We start from the raw sequence: 25140 nt of genomic DNA, 5'->3' as shown, positions 1-25140 counted from the left end.
CCCCTCGAATCGCCAAGGCTTTTCATACCGCGAAGCGGACGGCAGAGGAGGTGAAAAATGACGACCAGCGGCAAGGCGGCGTGATGGAGGTTAACGGCGGCCGCAACCTCGCGACCGAAAGAGCCGACCATCATTGCAGGCGAAGATTGGTAGCGGAGCCCGGATTTGAACCGGGGACCTCCGGATTATGATTCCGCTGCTCTAACCAGCTGAGCTACTCCGCCCCAAGAGGCGTGAGCCGGATATAAGGAAGGGGTGGAAAGGGTGTCAAGCGAGCCTTTGGCCTCCGCTTGAGCGCGGCACCAAAACCTGCGCACTCTTTATCGATGGGGAAGGCCGACGCAATTGCTGTCGGCGGGGGGGTGGCCGGGGCTGCCTTCGCGCTGGAACCTGGCACGGAACGGCGCTCGCGTCGTCGTGCTCGAGCGTTCGCGCGCGGCCCATCTCAAGGTGTGCGGCGATTTCCTCAGCGCCGAGGCGCTCGACCTGCTGGACTATCTCGGCATCGATACCGCGGCGCTTGGCGCCACCCGCGTAGGGCGGCTGACGCTTGCGACCGGCGGCAAGGCTGCGGGGCGCGCCGTTGCCGTTCGGCGCCGGCGGCTTGTCGCGCCTGGCGCTGGATGAGGCGCTTATCCGCGCTGCCGGCGAGGCCGGGGCCGAGGTCGTGCGGGGCGTGTCGGTGACGGCGATGCGGGTCGACGGCGACGGCGCGGCAGTGACGACGGACGGTGCCGATCACGCGCGCCGCATCTGGCGCTCGCCACCGGCAAGCACAATCTTCGCGGTTGGCCGCGGACGCCGGGCGCGGGTGACCGGCTACAAGATCCAGCTTGGCCTAGGCGCGGCAGCGCGTGCCGATCTCGCCGGCCGCGTGCATCTCACGCTGTTCGACGGCGGCTATATCGGCGCTTGTCTGGTCGAGGGCGATCTCGCCACGCTCTGCTGGCAGATCGACACCGAGGCGCTGAAGCGGGTGGGGCCGGACTGGCGGGCGCACCTCGATGCGTTCTCGCGCCAGTCGCCGCCACTCGGCGATCTGCTTGCCGGCGCCAGGCCCGCTAGCGAGAAGCCGGCAACGATCTCCAATCTTCCCTTCGGCTACGTTCGTCGCGCGGGCATTGCGGGCGGGCGTCTTCCCAGTCGGCGACCAGATGGCGGTCATCCCGGCGTTCACCGGCGACGGCACCTCGATTGCGCTCGCTTCGGGGATCGGCGCGGCGCGGGCGGTGCTTGCCGGGGAATCGGCGCTCGCGTTCCAGCAGCGGTTTGCCGGTGCGCTCAGCCGGCAGTTTGCGCTCGCCCGCGCGGTCAACGCGACGCTGCGGGCGCGCCTGACGCGCGGGCTGACGGTGGCGGCGGTCGGCGCGCTGCCGCAGCTCGCGACGCTGCTGGCGCGCGCGACGCGGCTGTCGGCGCTCGCCGTCTACAGGTCGAGCACCATGAAATATGCCGAGAATCCGGGGCCGAACGCCGCCAGCACGTAGCGGCCGTGGAGGCCGTGGTCGAAGGCGTATTTCAAGATGAACATCGCGGTCGCCGACGACATGTTGCCGTATGTGCGGAGAATCTCGCGCGACGGCTTCAGGCCCTCGGGCGGCAGCGCCAGCACCTTCTCGGCGACGTCGAGAATCTTGCCGCCGCCGGGATGGAGCAGGTAGCCGTCGATGTCATCACGCGTCAGTTCGTGCTTGGCGAGGAACTGGTCGAGGGCAGGGGCAAAGCGCTCCTGCACCAGCGAGGGCAAGGTCGGCGACAGGACAATGCCGAAGCCGTCGTTCTTGATGTCCCAGCCCATGATGCCTTCGGTGCCGCCCCAGAAGTGCTCGCCCATGGCGGCGACCTTCGCCTGTCCGCCACCGCCGTCGGTGCCGCCGGTGTTGCGCAGCACGATCGCGGCGGCGCCGTCGCCGAACAATGCGGTCGCGACGAACATCGTGATCGACGGATCGTTGATGCGCAGGCACAGCGTGCAGAGATCGACGGTGAGGAACAGCACGTTGCCGCCCGGCATCGATTGCGCGATGCGCGAGGCGCGGGCGAGGCCGGCGACGCCGCCGCCGCAACCGATGCCGAAGATCGGCAGGCGCTCGGTGTCGGGCCGGAAGGGAAGCCGGTTCATCAGCTTGGCGTCGAGGCTCGGCACAGCGAGGCCGGTGATGGTGTTGACGACGATCGCGTCGATCTCGCCGATCTCCATTCCGGCTTTCGCGACTGCCTCGACAGTCGCCTGCTCAAGCAACGCCAGCGCGTTGCGCTGGAAGACCGCGGTGCGTTCCTCCCAGGTGCGCGGCTGGAGGTACCATTCCGCCGGCTCGCAGACGTAGCGCTGCTCGATGCCGGTGTTGGCGTAGATGGAATCGATGCTGGCGAATTGCGGGTAGGAGACCCGGGCGCGCTGGCGCATCTCCTCCTGGCTGATCGCCTGATGCGGGACGGCGGTCGCGACGGCCGCGATTTCGACGTCAAAAGTAGCGCTCCGCCGCTTGTCGCGCGCGGCGGTTTCGACCTTATCGAGCATCGCATACCCCCGGACTGCTCACTTTACCCCGGCCGACTATGGCCGCGATCGGCGGCCGCGTCATCCTTGGAATGTGATGACGGTCACGGATGAGCGACGATGGCTGCATGGCAAAGGACCTGCGCTTGCCACCCGGCATCGGTAAAAACACCCGGTGGCCGGTATCTATTCGCGCCGCAGCGATGCCTGTCCCTTTTGGCCGTCGCACGGGCCGTCTAGTGTCGCGCCATGATTCTCGGCTGGGCGCACGTTCTCGTTGTCCTCGTCGCCCTGCAACGTCTGGGCGAGTTGCTGTATGCCCGCCGGAACACGGCCGCGTTGCTCGCCCGCGGCGCGCACGAGGTCGGCGCCGGCCACTATCCGGCGATGGTGTTGCTGCACGCCGGCTGGATCGTCGCGCTGTTCGTGCTGACTGCGCCCAACCCGGCGCCGCAGTGGGCGTGGCTCGCGATATTTGCCGTGTGCCAGGCGCTGCGGCTTTGGGTGCTCGCCAACCTCGGTCCCTACTGGACGACGCGGATCATCGTCATGGACGGCGCGCCGGCGGTCCGGACCGGGCTCTACCGCTACGTCCGCCATCCGAACTATCTGATCGTCGCGATCGAGATACCGGCGCTGCCGCTCGGCCTCGGCATGCCGATGACGGCGCTGGTTTTCGGTATCCTCAATCTGGCGGTGCTCGCCTGGCGGGTGCGGGCGGAGGATGCAGCGCGGCGCGGGATCGACTAGGGTCGCGCGCATGGCACGCCCTCCCTTCGACTGGTCCGATCCGCTCCGCCTCGACGACCTGCTCTCAGAGGAAGAACGGCTCATCCGCGACGCCGCGCGCGACTACGCGCAGGGAAAACTCGCGCCGCGCGTCCTCTCCGCCTTCCGCGAGGAACGGTTTGACCGCGAGATACTGACCGAGTTCGGGGCGCAGGGGATGCTCGGCGCGACCGTGCCGGAGGCCGACGGCGGGGCAGGGGCCTCGTACGTCGCGTACGGCCTGATCAACCGCGAGATCGAGCGTGTCGATTCCGGCTACCGCTCGGCGATGAGCGTGCAATCGTCGCTCGTCATCTATCCGATTCATGCCTATGGCAGTGACGCGCAGAGGCAGAAGTATCTGCCGGGCCTGATCAGCGGCGAGAAGGTCGGCTGCTTCGGTTTGACCGAGCCTGACCACGGCTCCGACCCCGGCGGCATGGTGACTCGCGCGGTGAAGATCGACGGCGGCTATCGCCTTAACGGCGCCAAGACGTGGATCACCAACGCGCCGATCGCCGATGTGCTGGTCGTGTGGGCGAAGTCGGCGGCGGACGGCGACGCGATCCGCGGCTTCATCGTCGAGCGCGGCGCCAAGGGCCTGTCGACGCCGGTCATCGAGGGCAAGGTGGCGCTCCGCGCGTCGATCACCGGCGAGATCGTGCTCGATGGCGTCGAGGTCGGCGACGACGCGATCTTGCCGAATGCGTCGGGGCTCGGCGGGCCGTTCGGCTGCCTCAACCGGGCGCGCTACGGTATCGCGTGGGGCGCGATGGGCGCGGCGGAAGACTGCTGGCACCGGACGCGCGACTACACGCTGGCGCGCAAGCAGTTCGGTAAGCCGCTGGCAGCGACGCAACTGATCCAGAAGAAGCTCGCCGACATGCAGACCGAGATTGCGCTCGGTCTTCAGGCGGTGCTCCGCGTCGGCCGCCTGTTCGACGAACACCTCGCGACGCCCGAAATGGTCAGCCTGGTGAAGCGCAACAACGCCGGCAAGGCGCTCGATATCGCGCGGGCGGCGCGCGATATGCACGGCGGCAACGGCGTCGCGGATTCCTTTAATGTCATCCGGCACATGGTCAATCTTGAGGCTGTGAATACCTACGAGGGTACGCACGACATTCACGCGCTCATTCTCGGTCGGGCGCAGACAGGTATTGCCGCGTTCTGATCTGCCCAAGAAAGCCGCAAACCTGCCCATCTCTTGAGCGGATTGTCATAACGGCGCAATGTTTCTCTGCGGTGATTCGCCACGGAGGACTGGCATGTCAGCAAAAATGGCTGCGATCGTACTTGGAATAGTGTTCGTAGTGATTGGGTTGCTTGGCTTCGTCAATAACCCGGTGCTCGGCCTGTTTCAGGTCAACATCTGGCATAACCTGATCCACCTGATCAGCGGTCTGGTTCTTCTTGCCGGTGCTTACTCCAGCCTCGGCAGCGGCATGGCACTGAAGATCATCGGCGTGGTCTACGCGCTGGTCGCGATTCTCGGATTCTTCCTCGTCACTTCCGACGGAATGCTGCTCGGCTTCATCGCGATGAACGATGCCGACAAGTGGCTGCACGTCGTGCTCGCCGTCGTCATCCTCGTGGCCGGCTTCGGCCTGCCGGACGACGACGCCAAGATGGCGATGTAGCCGCCAACTGTTCGTTCGACGAATGCCGCGGGCGCTGAGAAGCGCTCGCGGCATTTTGCATTGAGGCAGCCGCTTGCGGATGCCGGCCTCTCGTGCACTCCCTCGCGGCATGTCGAAAACAGCTCCGCTTGCCGGCCTCAAGGTCGTTGAACTTGCCCGCGTGCTTGCCGGTCCCTGGGCCGGCCAGCTTCTCGCCGATCTCGGCGCCGACGTCGTCAAGGTCGAGAGTCTCGCCGGCGACGACACGCGCCACTGGGGCCCGCCCTTCGTCGAGAATGCCGACGGCACGCACGCCGCGGCCTACTACCACGCCTGCAACCGCGGCAAGCGCTCGATCGCGGTCGATTTCGCGAAGCCGGAAGGGCGTGAGGTCGTCGCCAGGCTGGTGGCGGAAAGCGACGTGGTGCTGGAGAATTTCAAGGTCGGCGGGCTGGCGAAATACCGGCTCGACTACGACAGCCTGCACGCCGCCAATCCGCGCCTCGTCTACTGCTCGATCACCGGCTTCGGGCAGGACGGGCCCGACGCGCCGCGCCCGGGCTACGACTTCATGATCCAGGCGATGGGCGGCATCATGGATCTCACCGGCGAGGCGAGCTACCCGCCGCAGAAGGTCGGACTGGCCTTCGTCGACATCTTCACCGGCGTCTATGCCGTGGTCGCGATCCAGGCGGCGCTGGCGCATCGCGACAAGACGGGCGAGGGGCAGCGCATCGACCTCGCGCTGCTCGATACGATGACCAGCGTCCTGTCGTACCAGGCGATGAACTACCTCGTCTCCGGCACGGCGCCGACGCGCATGGGCAACGCGCACCCGAACATCGTGCCCTATCAGGAGTTCGCGACCAGCGACGGCCATCTGATCGTTGCGGTCGGCAACGACAGCCAGTTCCGGCACTTCACCGCCGTGATCGGCGTGCCGGCGCTCGCCGACGATCCGCGCTTCGCGACCAACGAGGCGCGCGTGGTCAACCGCGCGGTGCTGGTGCCGCAGCTCGCCGAGGGCGTGCGGCGCTTCCGCCGCGACGACCTCCTGGCGGCTCTCGAGGCGGTGAAGGTTCCGGCCGGCCCGATCAACAACGTCGCGCAGGTGATGGCCGAGCCGCAGGTCGTGCACCGCAAGATGCGGATCGACGTGCACGCCGGCGACGGCAGCACGGTGCCCTCGATCCGCAGCCCGATCCTGATGCCGGCCTCACCGCTCGCCTACGATCGCGCCTCGCCGCGGCTGGGGGAGCACACGGCCGAGGTGCTGGCGCAGTTGGGATATGCGGCGGGAGATGTCGAGCGGCTGGTGGCGGCGGGGATTGTTTCCGGAGCCTGACCTGCGCGGGCAAAGCGGAGTGGAGGCTACATCGACGCCAGCAATCCGCCATCGACGTAGATCACCTGCCCGTTGACGAAGCTCGACGCGTCCGACGCCAGGAAGACCGCCACGCCCTTCAGCTCGTTGATGTCGCCCCAGCGGCGTGCCGGCGTGCGCTGCTTCAGCCAGTCGGTGAACTTCGGGTCCTCGAACAGGGCGCGGTTGAGCTCGGTCCTGAAGTAGCCGGGGCCGATGCCGTTGACGTTCAGGCCGAGCGGCGCCCATTCGGTCGCCATCGCCTTGGTCAGCATCTTCACCGCGCCCTTGGCGGCGGTGTAGGGGCCAATCGACGTGCGGGCGATCTCGCTGGTCGCCGAGCACGTGTTGACGATGCGTCCGCGGCCGCGCGCGATCATCTTGCGCGCCGCCGCCTGGCCGACGTAGTGCACCGCGTCGAGGTTGGTCGTCATGATCTCGCGCCATGTCTCGGGCTTGAAGTCGACCAGGGGGCCGCGGCGCTGGATGCCGGCGTTGCTGAAGACCGCGTCGAGCGGGCCGATGTCGGTTTCGATCTTGTCGATCGCCTGCTCGACGGCGCGGGGATCGGTCACGTCGAACGACAGGGCGTGCGCCGCGTGGCCGGCGGCGGCGAGGCGGGCGCGCGCCTCCTCCAGCTCCTTGCCGTTTCGCGCGTTGAGCACGACCGCGGCGCCAGCCTCGGCGAGGCCCTCGGCAATGGCGTAGCCGATGCCCTTGCTCGAGCCGGTGACCAGCGCCAGGCGTCCGGTGAGGTCGAAGGGATTGACAGGCATCGCGCGTCTCCATCGTTCGCATTTGGAACGGGCGCCGGGCTTGCCGCGCGCGCCGATCGGTTTAGGTTGCCGCCCGGATTACACGATAATCGGGGAGCGGCAACGCATGACGTACCTTCCGTCGGAAACGCGCTACGAAAAGATGCAGTACCGGCGGACGGGCCGCAGCGGGTTGAAGCTGCCGGCGATCTCGCTCGGCCTCTGGCACAACTTCGGCCACGCCTCGAATGCCGCCACGGCGCGGGCGATGTGCCACCGCGCCTTCGATCTCGGCATCACGCACTTCGACCTCGCCAACAACTACGGCCCGCCGGCGGGCTCGGCCGAGGCTCTGTTCGGCGAGATTCTGTCGGAGGACCTCGGGCGCTATCGCGACGAGCTGATCATCTCGACCAAGGCCGGCTACAACATGTGGCCGGGGCCGTACGGCGAATGGGGCAGCCGCAAATATCTCACCGCCAGCCTCGACCAGAGCCTCAAGCGGATGAAGCTCGACTACGTCGACATTTTCTATTCGCACCGCTTCGATCCGGAGACGCCGCTGGAGGAAACGATGGGCGCGCTCGATGCAGCGGTGCGCGCCGGCAAGGCGCTCTACGTCGGCATCTCCTCCTATTCCTCGGAGCGCACGCACCAGGCGGCGAAAATTCTGCGCGAGCTGGGCACGCCGGCGCTGATCCACCAGCCGAGCTACTCGATCATGAACCGCTGGACGGAGGAGGATCAGTTGCTCGACGCCACCGACGCCGAGGGCATGGGCGTCATCGCCTTCTCGCCGCTGGCGCAGGGGCTGCTCACCGACAAGTACCTGAAGGGGGTGCCGGAGGGGAGCCGCGCGGCTTCCGGTGCACAGTCGTGGAACAAGAATTTCCTCAACGACAAGAACATGGCCGCGGTCACCGCCTTCAACAAGCTCGCCAAGAAGCGCGGGCAGACGTTGGCGCAGATGGCGATCGCCTGGGTGCTGCGCGATCCGCGCATGACCTCGGCGCTGATCGGCGCCTCGCGTGTCGAGCAGATCGAGGACGCCGTCGGCGCACTCGACAATCTGGCATTCACCAAGGCGGAGCTTGCCGAAATCGACAAGCGCACGGAAGAAGCCGGCATCAACCTGTGGAAGCGGTCGTCGACGGCCTAGAGGTAGGCCTCGAAGCGATCGTCTCTCGGGGCGTTGAGCACGTCACGGCGTACGACATCGGGGTCTATCCCGAGAGTCGCCGTAAGCACGGCCGAATAGAGCGAGCGCATGTCGATGGTCGCCTTGAGGTCGCGGCCCTCGAACAGATCGGCTGCCTTTAACCCCGGCCAGTCGGTGACGACGCCAGATTTCCTCAGCGCCCCGCCGACCACGAAGGCGCAGCTCGCCCAGCCGTGATCGCTGCCCCACGACCCGTTCTCGGCAACGGTGCGGCCAAACTCCGTGACCGTGACGATCAGCGTCTTCCGCCAGATGTCGTCAGGCAAGCCCTTGCGGAGTTCGGCTATCGCCTGATCGACGTCCCGCAATTTGTCGGAGTGCTCGCCGGGCTCGCTGGCGTGCGTGTCGAAGCCGACGTGATCGAGCACGGCGACGCGCGGTCCGTTGGATCGCGCCAATTGCTTCGCGGCGACCTGGGCAAGGCCGCTCAACTGGGCGTCCTGGCCCATGCCGATATAGCCGGTCATCCGCGGCTGGCCGGCGGCGGCGGCGAGTTGTGCGCCGTATTCCGCCGTGTCGGCGTCAGCCGACCAGATGCGGCCGAGTCCCTCGTACACCACGGGGGGCGGCGTGCTGATCCAGGTGGGGAAGCGGCTTTCGACGACCTGCCTGCCGCGCAGGATGAGCGGAACGGGAAGCGATATCGCGACGGACGTGTAGCCGCTGATGTCGAGGGCGCGGCCAAGCCAGCCCGTTTGTAGCGCGTAGGGCTGATCGGCGCCCGTCTCCATCAGGTTCTGGCCCTGGAAATGCGATCGGCCGGTGTAGCCGTTCGATGTCGCGTGCACGATCACGGCTTGTCCGGCGCGATAGAACTGGCTGATGTTGGACAACGAAGGATGGAGCGCGAAAAGGCCGTCGAGCTTGGTCGTGCCGTCCGGCACGAGATGTCGCCGCTTGCCCTTGAGGCTCGGGTCGCCGATGGGAGGCACCGCGAACAGTCCATCCATGCCCCCGCGAAGCAGGATGACGACAAGCCGACCGTCGCCGGGGGTGGCGGCAAAGGACATTTCCGGCAGGGCCGCGAAGGTGAGAATTGCCGAGGCCCTGAGGAAGGACCGTCGGCTGATCGACTCGGCGCATTCAAAGCTGGAGGTCATGCCGGCGCCTCACGTCTTCAGGAACTGGGGACTTGCGAGAAGATACGCGACGGCGACCGCTTCGGATTCCGCCCGCTGCACGAGCCGGGTCAGCGGCGAGTCTGTGCCCGCAAGCCGGCCGGTGTATTCGGTAAGCGCCTCGACCGTGAGATTGCGAACCGTGCTGCCGATGCGATAGGCCTGCCGTACGCGCCGGTCGAGCAGTTCCTTCGACAGCCAGTCCGACTTGAGAGCCGAGTATCCGTCCGGTTGCGGGCAGCCCTCGAGCGCCTGGCCAAGTTCCTTCAGCGTCCAGGGAAGGGACTCCAGGCTGCCGTTAGGCTCGTTCAGCGGAACCGGAGCGCCGGTCGTGCGGTACGATTCGAGCAGCCACTGGTCGGGTGTCGTGAACTTCGGATATTGCGGCGCCTTTGCGATCACCTCCTCGATGACCACCGAATGGACGGCGATCATGTCGCCGCCGGATTGGCTGAAGGCGGTAGCAATCGCGTCCACCGAATCTTGCGGCGGATCGTCGGCGATGAAGGCGCGGGCGAGCTTGAGCGCGAGGAACTTCGCGGTCGCCGGATGGACGGCGAGATCGTCGATCAGCTCGCGCAACAGGTTCTCGCCCTTGCCCTTGGCCTTGTAGACCTTCCCCATGACCGTGCGATCGCCGGGCTCGTGGCGATACGGATTGAAACGCACACCGTACGGAATCTTCGCCTTGCGGCCGCCGTTGGTGATGGCGCCGGCATACATCTGCCAGCCGGTCAGGATCAGCGCGACTTCGCGAACGTCGTCCTGCGTGTAGTTGGCGGCTGGGCTGATGGTGTGCAGTTCGAGCAGCTCGCGGCCAAGGTTTTCGTTGAGATCGTTATTCTCGGTCTCGCGCCGCGCGGCATCCGAATGCGGGCCGGTCGAGATATCGTTGTTGAGGTACATCAGCATGCCGGGATTGGCGATCGCGTCGTAAAGCAGATCGGCGAACTTCCCGGTCATCCGGTTGCGGATGGCGCGGCCATGCGGCCCCCAGAACAGCTTGATCTCGGTATCCTGGACGGCAATCACGAAGTGGTTGCACCAGAACATCCAGAACCGTTCGAACACCGGGCTGGGGCCGTTCACGGCAGTCAGCGTCTTGACCAGCACGTCGCGCCATACCGGAGCCCTCATGTACGGAAAGACGATTTCCTTCCAGTTGCGATCCTGGAATTCCTGGTTCGACATTTTTCGGCTGGCAGCTTCGAGCGCGTCGAGCTTGGTGCGGTAGACCTCCCACTCGCGGCTGGCGGTTTCGAAACTCTCGTCGGGCTTCGCGAACGGCGGCAGTTTGTCGAAAAGATTGGTGCCGTCGGGTCCGTAAAAATCCAGCGCCGGTGCGGAACGAACCTGCTCCATCGCCCAATCGCGGGGCGGTCCCTTCAGGGTCTCACCGGGCCGCAGTCCCAGTCCGAGCCGGCGTGCAAAAAAAAGATCGCTATCTACCGCCATGGCCCGCTGCCCACGCCTGACCGCAACCGCACCGATACTGCCTCGTCAAACCCTGGCGTGCAACGTGTCGAGGCGTAAAGCCCTGCCGGACAGTGCGGGGGACACGGCCGGCTAGAGGTAGGCCTCGAAGCGATCGTCCTTCGGATTGTCGATCACGTCGCGGCGGACGATCTCGGGATCAATGCCAAGTTGCGCCGTCACGATCGACGCGTAGAGCGAGCGCACGTCGATGGTTGCCTTGAGGTCGCGGCCTTCGAACAGGTCTGCCGGCTTCAGCCCCGGCCAGTCGGTGACGATGCCCGACTTCTTCAGGGCCCCGCCGACGACGAACACGCTGCTGCCCCAGCCGTGATCGGTGCCCCACGATCCGTTCTCGGCGACGGTGCGGCCGAATTCGGTGACCGTTACGACGAGCGTGTTCTTCCACGCTTCCTCGCCGAGCGAATGCTTGAAGACACCGATAGCCTGGTCGACCTCGGTGAGCAGCCGGCTGTATTCGCCGGGCTCGCTCGCGTGCGAGTCGAAGCCGACGTCGTCGAGCAGCGCAACGCGCGGGCCGTCCGGCAGACGCAACTGCAGCGCCGCCTGGAGCGCCAGGACCTTCATGTCGACCTGCGAGCCGACGTCGACGGTGGCGGTCATGCCGACGCCCTCTGGTGCGTTGCTCGCAAGTTGCGAGCCGTAGGCCGCCGTGTCCGCATCCTCCGACCACAGCGCGCCGAGCTTGTCGTACACGGCGCGCGGCGGGCTGCTGATCCAGGTCGGGTAGCGGCTTTCGGCGGTGGCGCGGCCGCGCAAAATGAGCGGTACCGGCAGCGCCATGGCGACGGCGCGATAGCCCGACGCGTCGAGGGCGCGACCGAGCCAGCCGGTCTGCGACGTGTACGGCTTCAGCATGCCGCTTTCCATGATGTCCTGCCCCTCGAAATGCGAGCGGCCGGTGTAGGGGAAGGACGCGCCATGAACGAGCAGTGCCTGCTCGTTGTCATAGGCGTCGTGGATGTTGCTCAGTGCGGGATGGAGGGCAAAAAATCCGTCAAGCTTCAGGAGGCCGTCAGGCATCAGATGACGCCGACGGCCCTTCAGCCCCGGATCCCCGATCGCCGGCATGGCGGCGAGGCCATCCAGCCCGCCGCGCAGAAGAATGACCAGAAGCCGACGGTTGTTCACCTCGGCGGCGAACGACAGGTTGGGCAGGCCGGCGAAGGTGAGAACTGCGGTGGCCTTGAGGAAGGAGCGCCGGCTGATCGACTCGCTGCACTCGAAAGACGGAGTCATGTGCGCGCCCTCATATCTTCAGGAACTGGGGACTGGCGAGAAGAACGGCGACCGCGATCGGTCGTGACTCCGCTCGTTTGACCATTCGCGCGAGGGATGAGTCGGTACCGGCGAGGCGCTCGGCGTAGGCGCCGAGGGCCTCGACGGTCAGGTCGAAGGCGACGGAGCCGATGCGGTAGGCCTGGCGCGTGCGGCGGTCGAGCATCTCCTTCGACAGCCAGTCGGCCTTGAGATCCGAGAAGCCGTTTGGCTGGGCCGATTCATTGAGGGGTTGGCCGATCTCCTTGTAGATCAGCGGCAGCGACTCGACGTCGCCGCCGCGCTCGATCTTCCCAATCGGCACCCGAACACCCGTCGCGCGATACGCCTGAACCAGCCAGTTCTGCGGCGTCGTCATCTTGGAGTATTGCGTCGCGTAGGCGAGCACCTCCTCGACCACGGCCGAGTGCAGCGCGATCATGTCGCCGCCGCTGTCGCTGTAGGCCTTGGCGATGCGATCGACGCAATCCTGCGGCGGATCGTCGGCGACAAACGCGCGGGCAAGCTTCGCCGCGAGGTGCCGGGCCGTCGCCGGATTGGCGGCGAGATCGTCGATGAGGTCGCGCAGCATGTTCTGGCCGTTGCCCTTCGGCGCGTAGCCCTTGCCCATCACCGTGCGCGGACCCGGCTCATGGCCATTGGGCTCGAAATGGGTGCCGAACTTCGGCTCGGGCTTCGGTCTGCGGTAACCTTCGGGACCGCCGTACACACGCCAGCCGGTGAGGAGCAACGCCGTCTCGGTTACGTCGGCCTGCGTGTAGCCGGCGGCCGGACTGACGGTGTACAGCTCAAGCAACTCGCGGCCGAGGTTCTCGTTCAGATCGCGCTGGTCCCGGTTGGGATCGCGCGCGTCGCGCGAATGGGGCCCGACGGATTGGGTATTATTCAGGTACATGAGCATCGCCGGGCTGGAGACGGCGTCGAACAGCATGTCGGCGAACTTGCCGGTCATGCGGTTGCGGATCGCGCGCAGGTGCGGGCCCCAGTAGAGGTGATTCTCCACTCCCACGGTCGCAACCGTGAAGTGGTTGGACCAGAACATCCAGAAGCGCTCGAAGACGCCGCTTTTCCCATTCACTGCGGTGAGCGTATTGACGCTCGTGTCACGCCAGACCGGCGCGGCGAGATAGGGAAGGTAGACTTCCTGCGTCACCCGCCGATTGTATTCGTCGTTCGATAGCTTTCCGCTGCCGCGTTCGAGCTTGTTCTTGGTGTTCCAGAAGACGTCATAGGTCTTGGCGGCTGCTTCGAAATTGTCGATGACCTTGGCGTAGGGCGGCAGCGTGCCGACGATGCTCTGGCCCTTCTTGTCGAAGAAATCGAGCGGCGGGATCGAGCGGAGCTGATCCATCGCCCACTCGCGCGGCGGCGCGGGGAGTGTCTCATCGGGCCGCAGCCCAAGGCCCAGGCGCCGCGCAAAAAAGAGGTCGCTGTCGATGGCCACCGTCGCCCTCCGAGGTCAACCTAAGGTCGAGGATCATGGCGCCAGGAATCGCGCCGCGCAAGGGCCGGCCCGCGGCAACACAACCAGCGCTAGCGCGATCTAAATTCCAGCGACGACGTGGCTGACTTCCCAGACGCCTTCCCAGATCATGCGCGCCGCCACGAACGCGATCAGGGCGAGGCCGACGTACGAGATCCAGAAGTAGCGGTGCAGCACGCGGGCGATGAGGCTGGCCGCGGCACCCATCAGCGCGACCGACAGGGCGAGGCCGATGATCAGCACCCAGATGTGCTGGCGCGCGGCGCCGGCGACGGCGAGCACGTTGTCGAGCGACATCGAGACATCGGCGACGACGATCTGCACGAGGGCGTGGCGGAGGTCCTTCGCCGGCGGGGCGACCGGCTCGGCGCCGGCGTCGATCAGCTCGTGCTGCTTGCGCTGCGCGATGATTTCGCGCGCCAGCTTCCACACCACCCAGAGCAGCAGGATGCCGCCGGCGAGCGTCAGGCCGATGATCGCAAGAAGCTGGGTGGTGAAGACGGCGAAGAAGATGCGCAGGATGGCGGCGGCGCCGATGCCGAGCACGATCGCCTTGCGGCGCAGCTCGGTCGGCAGCCCGGCGGCGGCCATACCGACGACGACGGCGTTGTCGCCGGCGAGCACGAGATCGATGACGACGACGGTAGCGAGCGCCGTGAGCTCTGAAAGCATAACCTCGGGATTTCCTCCAGACGGATTGGCGCTTTCGCGCGTCCTTACTTAGGCGTCGGCGCCGCCTGATCCAACACGCCTTCGTTCTTCAGGTCGCTCCACAACGACGCAGGGATGGCGGTCTCCCACCAGCCCAGGATCTGCTTCAGCTCATCGGGCGAACGCGGGCCGGGAATGATGCTCGACACGATCGGGTTGGCGACCGGGAACTGCAGGGCGGCCGCGGGGAGGGGGACATTGTGCGACGCGCAGACCGCGGCGATCTTCTTGACCCGGGCGACGATCTCCTTCGGCGCCTTGGCGTAGTTGAAGGTGGCGCCGCCGGCAAGGATGCCTGAGTTGAACGGGCCGCCGACCACAATCGAGGCGCCGTGCTTCTTCACCGCCGGGAAAAGCGCGGCGAGCGGCGCCTGCTCGAGCAGCGTGTAGCGGCCGGCGAGCAGGAAGGCGTCCCACTGGCCGAGGTCGAGGGCGTCGGCGATCGGCCAGGTGACGTTGACGCCGAAGCCGATGGCCTTGATGTCGCCGTTGCGGCGCAGCTCGTCGAGCGCCTTGTAAGCGCTCTTCACCCACTTGCGGTACGTCGCCCTGGGGCTGGCGTCGTTCTGCAGCGGCACGTCGATGTCGTGGATGTAGAGGATGTCGATGTGGTTGAGGCCGAGGCGCTGCAGGCTGTCGCCGAAGGAGCGCATTACCGCGTCGTACGAGTAGTCGTAGACGGGAACGAAAGGCAGCGGGCTCTTCCAGTTCTCGCCGGCGGGGATCGGCCCGAAGCGCGGGGCGAGCAGTCGTCCGACCTTGGTGGACAGCACCCAGTTCTTGCGATCGCGGATGCCATCGCCGACGGAGCGCTCCGACTTGCCGTAGCCGTAGTAGGGGGCGGTATCGACGTAGCGGATGCCGCTGTCCAGCGCGAGATCGACGATCTCGCGCGCCATCGGATCGCTGACCGCCAGCATGTTGCCGCCGAGCGAGGCGGTGCCCAGCCCCAGCGTGGTGACCTGAACCTTGGTCCGTCCGAGACGGCGCGACGCGAGCTTCATTTGGATCATCTCCCCCACGGCCGGCGATCTGCCCGCCGGTTCCGCGCCGTGTTGATACATGACGCACCCGGCGTTGAGTAGCGCTGTCGGCACTGTCATATGCCGCTGCCGCGTCTATTGACGCGGCGCGGCGTGGCCACCAGCATAGCGAGAATGCGGCGGTACGTGCGGGGGCACTCGACCGATGTTGCGATGGAAGCTTTCGCCGGCCGCCACGATCATGGCCGTGTTCTTCATCCAGGCGCTGGCCATCGGCGGCTTCTTCTCGCGCCTGGCCGAGATGCAGCAGGCCATGCACGCGACGCCGGCGCAGCTCGGTCTCGCGCTGCTCGGTTTCGACCTCGGCGCCTTCTCGACCTTCCCCTTTGCCGGTCGCCTGATCGAGCGTTTCGGCACGCGTCTGACGCTGACCTTCGGCCTGCCGCTGTTTGCGCTAGCGATCGCGCTGGATACGCTGGCGCCGACGCCGGTCGTTTTCTTCTTCTGCTCGATCCTGGTGGCGATGGGGTTCACCGCCACGGCGATCTCCATGAACGTCGAGGCCGACCGCATCGAGTACGCCACCGGCCGGCGCATCCTCAACCGCTGCCACGGCATGTGGAGTCTCGGTTTCTTTGCCGCATCGCTGATCGGCATTGCCATGGTGGCGCTGCACGTGCCGCCGGCGGTGCATCTCTTCTCGACGGTGCCGGTCGTGCTCGTTGCCTCGCTGGTGCTGGTGGCGCCGATGGTGCCGCTGGCGCCCCGCCCACACAGCGGCGAGGTCGAGGCGCCGCGCTTTGCGACGCCGACGTGGGCGACGTTCATGCTGATCGCGTTCGCGCTCGGCAGCATCTGGCTGGAGGCCGGAATTCGGACGTGGTCGGTGATCTATCTCCGCGACGTGTTCCACACCGCCGAGTGGATCGCGACGACGACACTGTCGGTCGCGATCGGCGCGCAGGTCGTCGGGCGGATGCTCGGCGACGGCTGGATCGAACGCTACAGACCGGTGCGGGTCGCGATGGTGCTGTCGGCGATCTCGTTCGTCGGGCTGGTGCTGGTGGTCATCGGTGCGTCGGTGCCGCTGTCGCTGCTGGGCTTCGCGCTGATCGGATTCGGCGTCGCGACGTCGTTCCCGCAGGCGATGTCGGCGGCCGCGCGTCTCGGCGACCGGCCGGCGTCGATCAATGTCGCGTCGATCTCGTTCATGAACGCTGTGGTGTTGTTCCTGACGCCGCCGATCATGGGCTTATCGGCGTCACAATGGGGGATTCGCGCGTCTTTCGCGCTCATCCTGCCGTTGCCGCTCCTGGCTGTATTCCTGGCCCGCAATCTTGCCGACCGGCCGCAGCCGGCCGCCGCGGTGGTGGTGTAAGCCACCGATTTCGCGGGCCAATTGCCGTTCGCCGGATTCCCTGTAACACTAGGATGACATTGGGACGGGCACATCCGAGTCGCCCGCCCTATCGGGGGTGGCTATGGACGCGCTCATTGCGTCCGCAAAAGTGCCGGGTGGCGCGGTTCGTCGATCAGACGGGCCCCTGAAAGCCACACGCCGCCGCCCACCAAGCCAGGAAATTTGCGTGCGTATGAGGGGCGTTCCGCGCGGGCTTTGTCGCGCGGCGAGGGTCAAGCAACCAGGGGCAGCCGCGTAACCGCTACGCCGGCTCTAAGGAGCGACGCATGAGCAACATGGACGGGACCTATACCGACGACCACAAGAAGGAGGACGTCAAAATCCTCCACAGCATGGGCTACGCCCAGGAACTCGAGCGGCGGCTATCGCGCTTCTCGAACTTCGCCGTCTCCTTCTCGATCATCTGCATCCTGTCGGGCGGCATCAACTCGCTGCCGCAGGCGACGTCGGGCGCGGGCGGCATCGCGATCGGCATCGGCTGGCTGGTCGGCTGCTTCGTGTCGCTGACGTTTGCCGTGGCGATGTCGCAGATCTCGTCGGCCTATCCGACGGCCGGCGGCCTCTACCACTGGGGCTCGATCCTCGGCAACCGCGGCACCGGCTGGGTGACGGCGTGGCTCAACCTGCTGGGCCTGATCACCGTGCTCGGCGCCATCAACGTCGGAACATGGACGTTCTTCATCGGCGCCTTCGGCGCCCAGCTCGGGATCGAGAACAATCTCGTCACCCAGACGATCTTCCTGATCATCATCACCGGGGCGCAGGCGCTCATCAACCACCTCGGCATCAAGTTGACCGCGCGGCTCACCGATTTCTCGGGCTGGCTCATCTTCGGCGGATCGATCCTGATCGGCATCGTCTGCCTGTGGGCGGCGTCGACCTGGGACATCGGCCGCCTGTTCACGTTCAAGAATTATTCGGGCGATGCCGGCGGCGGTGTCTGGCCGCCCGTCTCCAACTGGTGGGTGTTCGCCCTCGGCCTGCTGATGCCGATCTACACGATCACCGGCTACGACGCCTCGGCGCACACTTCCGAGGAAACCATCAAGGCGGCGCACTCGGTGCCGCGCGCGATGGTGATGTCGGTGGTCTGGTCGGCGATCTTCGGCCTCGTGTTCCTGGTGCCCTTCGTCCTCATGCTCCCGGATATGGATCAGGCGGCGGCGCAGGGCTGGAATGTCTGGTTCTGGGCCTTCGACCAGATGGTCAATCCGGTGGTCAAGGAGATCGTCTACATCGTCGTCTTCGTTGCGCAGCTTCTCTGCGGGCTGGCGACGGTGACATCGGCCTCGCGCATGATCTTCGCCTTCTCGCGTGACGGCGGCCTGCCGGCCTCCGGCGCGCTGTCGAAGGTCAGCCCGAAATATCGCACGCCGGTGGCGGCGATCTGGACGGGGGCGACGCTGTCGGTGCTCTTCGTCTGGGGCTCGTCGCTGATCTCGGTGGCGGGGACGTCGGCCTACACCATCGTCGTGTCGTGCACGGTCATCTTCCTGTTCCTGTCGTTCACCTTCCCGATCGTGCTTGGCGCGATCGCGTGGGGCACGCCGAAGTGGGACAAGATGGGACCGTGGAACCTCGGGCGCGGCGTCTTCATGCTGTTCGCCGTGCTGTCGGTGCTGTCGATGATCCTGATCATCGTCCTCGGCATCCAGCCGCCTAACGACAAGGCCGCGTACATCGTGATCGGCTTCTTCGTGCTCACGGCGCTGGTGTGGTTCGGCTTCGAGCAGCGCCGGTTCAAGGGCCCGCCGATGGGCGAGATCATCGCGGCGCGCCAGGCGGCGATCGCGGAGGCGGAAAAGGCGGTCGGCGAGCGCTAGTTAGCCGGCTACAGGTTCGACAATAGCGCGCCCGCGCGGCAGACTGCCGCGCGGGTTTGTTCCAATAGATGGCGCGGAGCGTGTCATGCCGGGAATGCTGACGTTCAAGGATCTGCAGACGGCGGTGGGCAAGGGGGAGATCGACACGGTCATCGTCGCGTTCCCCGACATGCAGGGCCGGCTGGTCGGCAAGCGCATGCAGGCGGAATACTTCCTCGACAGCGCCCACGAGGAGACGCACGGCTGCGACTATCTGCTCGCCAACGACATCGACATGGAGCCGGTGCCCGGCTACGCCGCCGCCAACTGGGAAAAGGGCTACGGCGACTTTGTCATGAAGCCGGACATGGCGACGCTGCGGCGCATCCCGTGGCTGCCGGGTTCGGCGCTGGTGCTCTGCGACATCCTCGACCACCACGACCACGAAGACGTGCCGCACGCGCCGCGCGGCATGCTGAAGAAGCAGATCGCGCGCCTGTCGGCGCAGAAGATGAGCTCGTTTTTCGCCTCGGAACTCGAGTTCTATCTCTTCGACGAGACTTACGAGACGGCGGCCGACAAGAAATACGACAGCCTGAAGACCGCCGGCCGCTACATCGAGGACTACCACATCCTGCAGACGACCAAGGAGGAGGGCGTGATGCGGGCGATCCGCCTCGGCCTCCAGGGCGCGGGCATCCCCGTCGAGAATTCCAAGGGCGAGTGGGGGCCGGGGCAGGAGGAGATCAACGTCCGCTACGCCGACGCGCTGACCATGGCCGACAACCACGTCATTCTGAAAAACGCGGTGAAGGAAATCGCGCTGCTCCAGGGCAAGTCGGTGACCTTCATGGCGAAGTGGCGCTTCGATCTCGCCGGCTCGTCCAGCCATATCCACAATTCCCTGTGGGACGCCGCCGGCAGGAAGGCGCTGTTTCAGGACGACAAGGCCGAGCACGGCATGTCGAAGCTGATGCAGCAGTACGTCGCGGGCCAGCTCGCGTATGCGCGCGAGATCACGTGGTTCCTGGCGCCCTACATCAACTCGTACAAACGCTTCCAGGCCGGCACCTTCGCGCCGACCAAGGCGATCTGGTCGGAAGACAACCGCACGGCCGGCTTCCGCCTCTGCGGCGCGCACTCCAAGGCCATCCGCATCGAATGCCGCGTCGGCGGCGCCGACCTCAACCCGTACCTCGCCTATGCGGCGCTGCTGGCGGCCGGGCTCGCCGGCATCGAGCAGAAGCTGGAGCTCGAGGCGCCCTACGTCGGCGACGCCTACCAGGGCAAGCGGCTGCGCGAAGTGCCGAAGACGCTGCGCGAAGCTTCGGCGCTGATGGACAAGTCGAAGATGCTGCGGACGGCGTTCGGCGACGCAGTCATCGACCATTACGTCCATACGGCGGAATGGGAGCAGTTCGAATACGACCGGCGGATCACGGACTGGGAACTGAAGCGTGGGTTTGAGCGGTATTAAGTGTTAGTTGACACACTTAGTTGTGTTTAGTAGTGTTCGTGGCAAAGGAAATGCCATGGGAAAGTACGCGCCAATCCGTTCCTTCCTCCAGAAACGAGGCACTGACGTGGTGCCGATGACATTTGCCGAGATCGAGCGAGTGCTCGGCTTCCGCCTGCCGAATTCGAAGAACTATCCGGCTTGGTGGAGCAACAATCCCACCAACAACGTCATGACGAGCGAGTGGTTGGCAGCTGGTTACAAGACGGAGCAGGTAGATATTGAGAAAGGGCGATTGGTGTTTCGCAAGTCGGCGGACAATGTCGCTCCGGTGATCGAGAAGGCAGCCGGAGCTGACAAACAGCGTCGCCGCCATCCGGCGTTTGGAGCGCTAAAAGACGTCACGTGGATCGCTCCCGGCGTTGATCTGACAGAACCTGCCGATCCCGAATGGGCCGATTTGATCGAGGACCCAAACTGGAATCATTGGCATTCCTGATATGCCGCTACTCCTCGATACTTGCGCTGCCTTATGGATCGTTGCAGGCGCTGAGCTTCATCCCGTCGCGGAAGACGCAATGGACCGGGCGCGTGATCTCGCGGAACCTGTGTTCGTGTCGGCTATAACGGCTTGGGAGGTCGGACTTTTGGCAGTGAGGGGGCGGTTTGCCTCGCCCTATTCGCCGAAGATTTGGTTCGACAAGCTGATGGCGATACAGTTTTTCGAGCCCGCTGATGTGAGCCCTTCGATCTTCATCGATTCCTGTTTCCTTCCTGGCAAGCCGCCTCGGGACCCGAGCGACAGAATTATCGTCGCTACCGCCCGGGAACACGGCTACACCATCGTGACGCGCGACCGCCTTATCCTGGAATACCGCGACGCCGGGCAAGTGCTCGCCATCCAATGCTAGTTGTGTGTTCTTCATGAACCAGACCCTGAAAATCATCTCCCCCGTCGATGGCAGCGTCTATGCCGAACGCCCGCTGGCCGACGATAAGAGCGTCCACGAAACGCTGCAGCGTGCCAGGGCGGCTCAACTGCATTGGCGCGAGGTGCCGCTGGCCGAGCGGCTGAAGTTCGCGGCCGCGTTCACCGATGCGATGGTCGCCGACAAGGCGAAGGTGACCGAGCTGCTGGCGTGGCAGATGGGCCGGCCGGTGCGCTACGGGCCGGGCGAGATGCGCGGCTTCGAAGAGCGCGCGCGCTACATGATCAAGATCGCGCCCGAGGCGCTCGCCGATATCGACGTCGGACCGAAGCCGAACTTCACGCTGTTCCTGCGCCGCGAGCCGCTCGGCGTCGTGCTCAATCTGCCGGCGTGGAACTACCCCTACATGACGGCGCTGAACGCCGTGCTGCCCGCGCTCATCGCCGGCAACACGGTGGTGATGAAGCATTCGTCGCAGACCGCGCTGGTCGCCGAGCACATCGACGCGATGTTCAAGAAGGCGAGTCTTCCCAAGGACGTATTCCAGATTCTGAACATGTCGCATGAAGCGACGCACACCGCGATTTCGTCCGGCCTGGTCGATCAGGTCGGCTTCACCGGCTCGACCGCCGGCGGGCGCGCGGTGATGGCATCCGTCGCCGCGGCGCCGAATTTTCCGGCGACGACGCTGGAGCTTGGCGGCAAGGATCCGGCTTACGTGCGCGCCGATGCCGACATCGCCTTCGCGGTCGAGAACGTGATCGACGCCGGCTACTTCAACTCCGGCCAGTCGTGCTGCGCGGCCGAGCGCATCTATGTCCACGAGGCCGTCTACGACCGCTTCCTCGAGGCGTCGGTGGCGCTGATCAACAGCTACAAGCTTGGCTCGCCGACCGACGAGTCGACGACGCTCGGGCCGCTGGTGCGCACCAAGGCGGCCGACTACGTGCGTGAGCAGGTGGCCAAGGCCATCCGCCAGGGCGCGCGGCCGCTGATCGACGAGAAAAACTTCGCCGCCTCAAAGGTCGGCACGCCGTACATGGCGCCGCAGCTTCTCGCCAACGTCGATCACTCCATGGACATCATGATGGAGGAAACCTTCGGCCCGGCGCACGGCATCATGAAGGTCGCCAACGATGCCGAGGCGATCCGGCTGATGAACGATTCACCTTACGGCCTCACCGCCTCGATCTGGACGGCGGACGAGGACGCAGCGAAGTCGATCGGCGATCATGTGCAGACCGGCACCGTCTACATGAACCGCGCCGACTACCTCGAGCCCGGCCTTGCCTGGGTGGGTGTGAAGGAATCCGGCCGCGGCGCGACGCTGTCGCGCGTCGGCTACGAGCACCTGACGCGGCCGAAGAGTTTCCATCTCAGGACCAAGATCGCCTAGCCGCCTAAGCAAGAAGAAAAATCATGATCGACCAATATCCGTCGCTGCGCGCCAACTGGTCGTACCCGACCGCCGTCCGCTTCGGCGCCGGGCGGATCAGCGAACTGCCGCAGGCGCTGGAGGCCGCCGGCATCAAGCGGCCGCTCTTCGTCACCGATCCCGGGCTGGTCAACCTGCCCATTGTCGCGAAGGCGCTGGAAATTCTTAAGACGGCGAAGATTCCGGTCGCGGTCTTCTCGAAGGTCGACGGCAATCCGACGCTGAAGAATCTCGACGACGGCATCGCCGCCTTTAAGGCGGGCGGACACGACGGCGTCATCGCCTTCGGCGGCGGCTCGGGCATGGACATCGGCAAGCTGGTCGCCTTCCAGGCGGGGCAGACGCGGCCGGTGTTCGATTTCGAGGACCGCGAGGACTGGTGGACACGCGCCAACAGCGACGCGATCGCGCCGATCGTTGCGGTGCCGACGACGGCGGGCACGGGCTCCGAGGTCGGGCGTGCCGCCGTGGTCACCGATCCGAGCGACCACACCAAGAAGATCATATTCCATCCTAAGCTTCTGCCGCGCGTCGTCATCGCCGATCCGGAGCTGACGCTCGACCTGCCGGCCAAGATCACAGCGTGGACCGGCATGGACGCGCTGTCGCATTGCCTGGAATCGTACTGCAGCCCGTTCTTCCACCCGCTTGGCGAGGGCATCGCGCTCGAAGGCCTGCGCCTCTGCAAGGAGTGGCTGCCGGTCGCGGTGGAAGATGGCAAGAACATCAACGCGCGCGCCTTCATGCTGGCGGCATCGTCGATGGGGGCCGTGGCGTTTCAGAAGGGCCTCGGCGGCATGCATTCGATGAGCCATCCGGCGTCGAGTTTGCGCGGTACGCACCACGGCCTCACCAACGCGGTGGTGATGCCGTACGTGCTGTTGCACAACGCGCCGGCGATCAAGGAGCGGCTGGCGGCGCTGGCGCGCTATCTCGATCTGCCCAAGTATACGCCCGAGGCGGTCGTCGACTGGGTGCTGCAGTTGCGCAAGCGCATCGGCATCCCGCATACGCTGAAGGAGATCGGCTTCGACATTGACGCCGTGGCGCAGGCCGCGCCGATGGCCGAGATCGATCCGTCGACGGGCGGTAATCCGCGCCCGCTCAAGGCCGCGGATTACGAGAAGCTCTACGCCGCAGCAATCGCCGGCGCGCTCTGAACGAATGGCCGGCTTCGACATTATTGCGATCGGCGAGCCGCTGTTCGAGCTAAACCAAGCGCCGGGCGAGACCGTGTTCCGCTCCGGCCATGGCGGCGACACCTCCAACGCAGCGATCGCCGCGGCGCGGCAGGGCGCCAAGGTCGGCTACGTCACCGCGGTCGGCGCCGACCAGTTCGGTGACTCTTTCCTGGCGCTGTGGCAGGGCGAGGGGATCGACGTCAGCGCCGTGAAGCGCAGTCCGGTTGCCCACACCGGGCTTTATTTCGTCAACCACGGTCCCTCGGGCCACGTCTTCTCCTACATGCGTGCCGGCTCGGCCGCCTCGCGGATCACGCCGGAGGACATGCCGGTCGAGGCGATTCATGCGGCGAAGGTCGTGCACGCCTCGGGCATCAGCCAGGCGATATCGTCGTCGGCCGCTGACGCCGTCTTCCACGCGATGCGGACGGCGCGGGCGGCGGGCGTCGCCGTCTCCTATGACACGAACCTGCGCCTGCGCCTCTGGCCGCTCGACCGGGCGCGTGCGGTTATCCACGCCGCCGCAGGGCTCAGCGATATCCTGCGTCCCTCGATCGACGATGCGCGCCAGCTCACCGGCCTCGACGATCCCGACAAGATCGCGGATTTTTATCTGAGCGTCGGGCCGAAGGTCGTGGCCATGACGCTCGGCTCCGAAGGCGCGCTGATCGCGACGAAGGAGAAGCGCGAGCGGATTGCGCCGCGCGCGGCGAAGCTGGTCGACGCGACCGGGGCGGGGGACACGTTCACCGGCGCGTTCCTCGCGGAATATCTGCGCACCGGCGATGCGTTCGCTGCCGGCCGCTATGCCAACGTGGCGGCGGCGCTGTCGACGGAGGGATACGGGGCGGTGGCGCCGATGCCCAAGCGCGCCGCGGTGGAGGCTGCGATGATGGCCGGCGCTACGCATGTGTCACGGGGTCGGCACTAGGCTTGAGAGTCTGCGGAGGCACACCCTCCCCAAAACCGCTGCGCGGTTTTGGCCCTCCCGCAAGGGGAGGGCTCAAGTGGAGTTTGTTGAAGCGCGATCTTTCAACACGACGAACCCTCCCCTTGCGGGAGGGTCAAAACGCCGAAGGCGTTTTGGGGAGGGGTGTCTCTCCGCAACTCAAGTCACCCCAATCACCACCGCCCGCGTCGCATCCCTCAGCCTCGCCGGATCGACCTCGAACACCGCGTTCGGCGTGCCGGCCGCGGCCCACACCGTCCCGTATTGCAACAGGTCGGCGTCGAGATACGGGACGAGCGGGGTGGCGTGGCCGAGCGGCGGGATGCCGCCGATGGCGAAGCCGGTGGTGGCGCGGACAAAGTCGGCGTCGGGTCGCACGATCGCCTCGCCGAGCCTGGCGCCGACCGATTTTTCGTTCACCCGGTTGGAACCCGAGACCAGGAAGAGATAGGCGCGCTCCGTCTCTTTCCCCTTGAATATCAGAGACTTGATGATCTGGCCGACGGCGCAGCCGCAGGCCGCGGCGGCCTCCTCGGCGGTGCGGGTGGCGGCCGGCATCACCTTAACGGCGATGGCCAGTCCGAGCGCTTCGGCGGCCTTGCGGACGCGTTCCGCGGCGGCCGGCAGGGCGTTCACCACTTCATGGTCCATTCCGTGCACTTTCCCCTCTCGCAAGC

Annotated in this window: 25 protein-coding genes and 1 tRNA gene; 15 read left to right on the top strand and 11 right to left on the bottom strand. The window is 66.1% G+C overall.

Annotated features, from left to right (window positions below):
- Positions 1 to 147 precede the first annotated feature (147 nt).
- Positions 148 to 224: transfer RNA gene (locus WDM94_13575), tRNA-Met, on the bottom strand.
- A gap of 193 nt (positions 225 to 417) precedes the next feature.
- Here WDM94_13575 and WDM94_13570 point away from each other — a divergent pair.
- The gene (locus WDM94_13570; GenBank protein ID MEJ0013620.1) at positions 418 to 627 is read left to right on the top strand and encodes a hypothetical protein; all 210 of its coding nucleotides are present in this window, start codon (positions 418 to 420) and stop codon (positions 625 to 627) included.
- Between the two features lie 211 nt (positions 628 to 838).
- Here WDM94_13570 and WDM94_13565 read toward each other — a convergent pair whose 3' ends face one another.
- On the bottom strand, positions 839 to 1165 hold the full coding sequence (locus WDM94_13565; GenBank protein ID MEJ0013619.1) for a hypothetical protein: 327 nt from the start codon (positions 1163 to 1165) through the stop codon (positions 839 to 841).
- On the opposite strand from WDM94_13565, the gene WDM94_13560 reads away from it, so the two are divergent.
- A complete protein-coding gene (locus tag WDM94_13560) occupies positions 1155 to 1487 on the top strand; it encodes a hypothetical protein (protein ID MEJ0013618.1) in 333 nt (110 codons plus the stop codon). The genes WDM94_13565 and WDM94_13560 overlap by 11 nt on opposite strands.
- Here the strand turns inward: WDM94_13560 and WDM94_13555 are convergent.
- Entirely contained in the window at positions 1427 to 2521 is a 1095-nt protein-coding gene (locus tag WDM94_13555; protein ID MEJ0013617.1) for a type III polyketide synthase, read from the bottom strand. The genes WDM94_13560 and WDM94_13555 overlap by 61 nt on opposite strands.
- A gap of 228 nt (positions 2522 to 2749) precedes the next feature.
- Between WDM94_13555 and WDM94_13550 the strand changes: the two genes are divergently transcribed.
- The 4 genes from WDM94_13550 (at position 2750) to WDM94_13535 (ending at position 6232) form a co-directional block, all read left to right on the top strand.
- Complete coding sequence (locus WDM94_13550; protein MEJ0013616.1) at positions 2750 to 3250, top strand: isoprenylcysteine carboxylmethyltransferase family protein; 501 nt, start codon at positions 2750 to 2752, stop codon at positions 3248 to 3250.
- 10 nt (positions 3251 to 3260) lie between these two features.
- Positions 3261 to 4442, top strand: a complete 1182-nt coding sequence (locus WDM94_13545) for an acyl-CoA dehydrogenase (protein MEJ0013615.1) — start codon at positions 3261 to 3263, stop codon at positions 4440 to 4442.
- A gap of 58 nt (positions 4443 to 4500) precedes the next feature.
- Positions 4501 to 4908 (top strand): DUF4383 domain-containing protein, encoded by a 408-nt coding sequence (locus tag WDM94_13540; protein MEJ0013614.1) that lies wholly within the window; start codon positions 4501 to 4503, stop codon positions 4906 to 4908.
- Positions 4909 to 5017: 109 nt separating this feature from the next.
- Positions 5018 to 6232: a CaiB/BaiF CoA-transferase family protein gene (locus WDM94_13535; protein MEJ0013613.1), complete on the top strand. Its 1215-nt coding sequence runs from the start codon at positions 5018 to 5020 to the stop codon at positions 6230 to 6232.
- Positions 6233 to 6258: 26 nt separating this feature from the next.
- Here the strand turns inward: WDM94_13535 and WDM94_13530 are convergent, their stop codons facing one another.
- Positions 6259 to 7026 (bottom strand): SDR family oxidoreductase, encoded by a 768-nt coding sequence (locus tag WDM94_13530; GenBank protein MEJ0013612.1) that lies wholly within the window; start codon positions 7024 to 7026, stop codon positions 6259 to 6261.
- 106 nt (positions 7027 to 7132) lie between these two features.
- Between WDM94_13530 and mgrA the strand changes: the two genes are divergently transcribed.
- Positions 7133 to 8164, top strand: coding sequence for an L-glyceraldehyde 3-phosphate reductase (gene mgrA, locus WDM94_13525; GenBank protein ID MEJ0013611.1), 1032 nt, complete (start codon positions 7133 to 7135; stop codon positions 8162 to 8164).
- Here mgrA and WDM94_13520 read toward each other — a convergent pair.
- The 6 genes from WDM94_13520 to WDM94_13495 form a co-directional block, all read right to left on the bottom strand.
- Positions 8161 to 9324: a DUF1501 domain-containing protein gene (locus tag WDM94_13520; GenBank protein MEJ0013610.1), complete on the bottom strand. Its 1164-nt coding sequence runs from the start codon at positions 9322 to 9324 to the stop codon at positions 8161 to 8163. The genes mgrA and WDM94_13520 overlap by 4 nt on opposite strands.
- A 9-nt stretch (positions 9325 to 9333) precedes the next feature.
- Entirely contained in the window at positions 9334 to 10797 is a 1464-nt protein-coding gene (locus tag WDM94_13515; protein MEJ0013609.1) for a DUF1800 family protein, read from the bottom strand.
- Positions 10798 to 10908: 111 nt separating this feature from the next.
- A complete protein-coding gene (locus WDM94_13510) occupies positions 10909 to 12075 on the bottom strand; it encodes a DUF1501 domain-containing protein (GenBank protein ID MEJ0013608.1) in 1167 nt (388 codons plus the stop codon).
- A gap of 10 nt (positions 12076 to 12085) precedes the next feature.
- Positions 12086 to 13558 (bottom strand): DUF1800 family protein, encoded by a 1473-nt coding sequence (locus tag WDM94_13505; GenBank protein MEJ0013607.1) that lies wholly within the window; start codon positions 13556 to 13558, stop codon positions 12086 to 12088.
- Positions 13559 to 13657: 99 nt separating this feature from the next.
- Complete coding sequence (locus tag WDM94_13500) at positions 13658 to 14269, bottom strand: YjbE family putative metal transport protein (protein MEJ0013606.1); 612 nt, start codon at positions 14267 to 14269, stop codon at positions 13658 to 13660.
- A 44-nt stretch (positions 14270 to 14313) separates the two neighbouring features.
- Positions 14314 to 15312, bottom strand: coding sequence for an aldo/keto reductase (locus tag WDM94_13495; protein MEJ0013605.1), 999 nt, complete (start codon positions 15310 to 15312; stop codon positions 14314 to 14316).
- Positions 15313 to 15496: 184 nt separating this feature from the next.
- Between WDM94_13495 and WDM94_13490 the strand changes: the two genes are divergently transcribed.
- The 8 genes from WDM94_13490 to WDM94_13455 all read left to right on the top strand — a co-directional run bounded on the left by WDM94_13490 (position 15497) and on the right by WDM94_13455 (position 24445).
- Positions 15497 to 16669, top strand: a complete 1173-nt coding sequence (locus tag WDM94_13490; GenBank protein ID MEJ0013604.1) for an MFS transporter — start codon at positions 15497 to 15499, stop codon at positions 16667 to 16669.
- Between the two features lie 317 nt (positions 16670 to 16986).
- Positions 16987 to 18534: an amino acid permease gene (locus tag WDM94_13485; GenBank protein MEJ0013603.1), complete on the top strand. Its 1548-nt coding sequence runs from the start codon at positions 16987 to 16989 to the stop codon at positions 18532 to 18534.
- 85 nt (positions 18535 to 18619) lie between these two features.
- The gene (locus tag WDM94_13480) at positions 18620 to 19990 is read left to right on the top strand and encodes a glutamine synthetase family protein (GenBank protein ID MEJ0013602.1); all 1371 of its coding nucleotides are present in this window, start codon (positions 18620 to 18622) and stop codon (positions 19988 to 19990) included.
- A 55-nt stretch (positions 19991 to 20045) separates the two neighbouring features.
- Positions 20046 to 20468, top strand: coding sequence for a hypothetical protein (locus WDM94_13475; protein MEJ0013601.1), 423 nt, complete (start codon positions 20046 to 20048; stop codon positions 20466 to 20468).
- A gap of 1 nt (position 20469) precedes the next feature.
- Entirely contained in the window at positions 20470 to 20880 is a 411-nt protein-coding gene (locus WDM94_13470) for a type II toxin-antitoxin system VapC family toxin (GenBank protein MEJ0013600.1), read from the top strand.
- Between the two features lie 13 nt (positions 20881 to 20893).
- Complete coding sequence (locus WDM94_13465; GenBank protein ID MEJ0013599.1) at positions 20894 to 22294, top strand: aldehyde dehydrogenase family protein; 1401 nt, start codon at positions 20894 to 20896, stop codon at positions 22292 to 22294.
- Between the two features lie 23 nt (positions 22295 to 22317).
- Positions 22318 to 23493 (top strand): iron-containing alcohol dehydrogenase, encoded by a 1176-nt coding sequence (locus tag WDM94_13460; protein ID MEJ0013598.1) that lies wholly within the window; start codon positions 22318 to 22320, stop codon positions 23491 to 23493.
- 4 nt (positions 23494 to 23497) lie between these two features.
- Entirely contained in the window at positions 23498 to 24445 is a 948-nt protein-coding gene (locus tag WDM94_13455; protein MEJ0013597.1) for a sugar kinase, read from the top strand.
- Between the two features lie 177 nt (positions 24446 to 24622).
- On the opposite strand, the gene WDM94_13450 is transcribed toward WDM94_13455, so the two are convergent.
- Positions 24623 to 25114, bottom strand: a complete 492-nt coding sequence (locus WDM94_13450) for a YbaK/EbsC family protein (GenBank protein MEJ0013596.1) — start codon at positions 25112 to 25114, stop codon at positions 24623 to 24625.
- Positions 25115 to 25140 lie beyond the last annotated feature (26 nt).

The sequence above is a fragment of the Bauldia sp. genome (assembly GCA_037200845.1).
Lineage (GTDB): Bacteria > Pseudomonadota > Alphaproteobacteria > Rhizobiales > Kaistiaceae > DASZQY01.
This window is presented reverse-complemented; position numbering and strand designations above follow the sequence as displayed.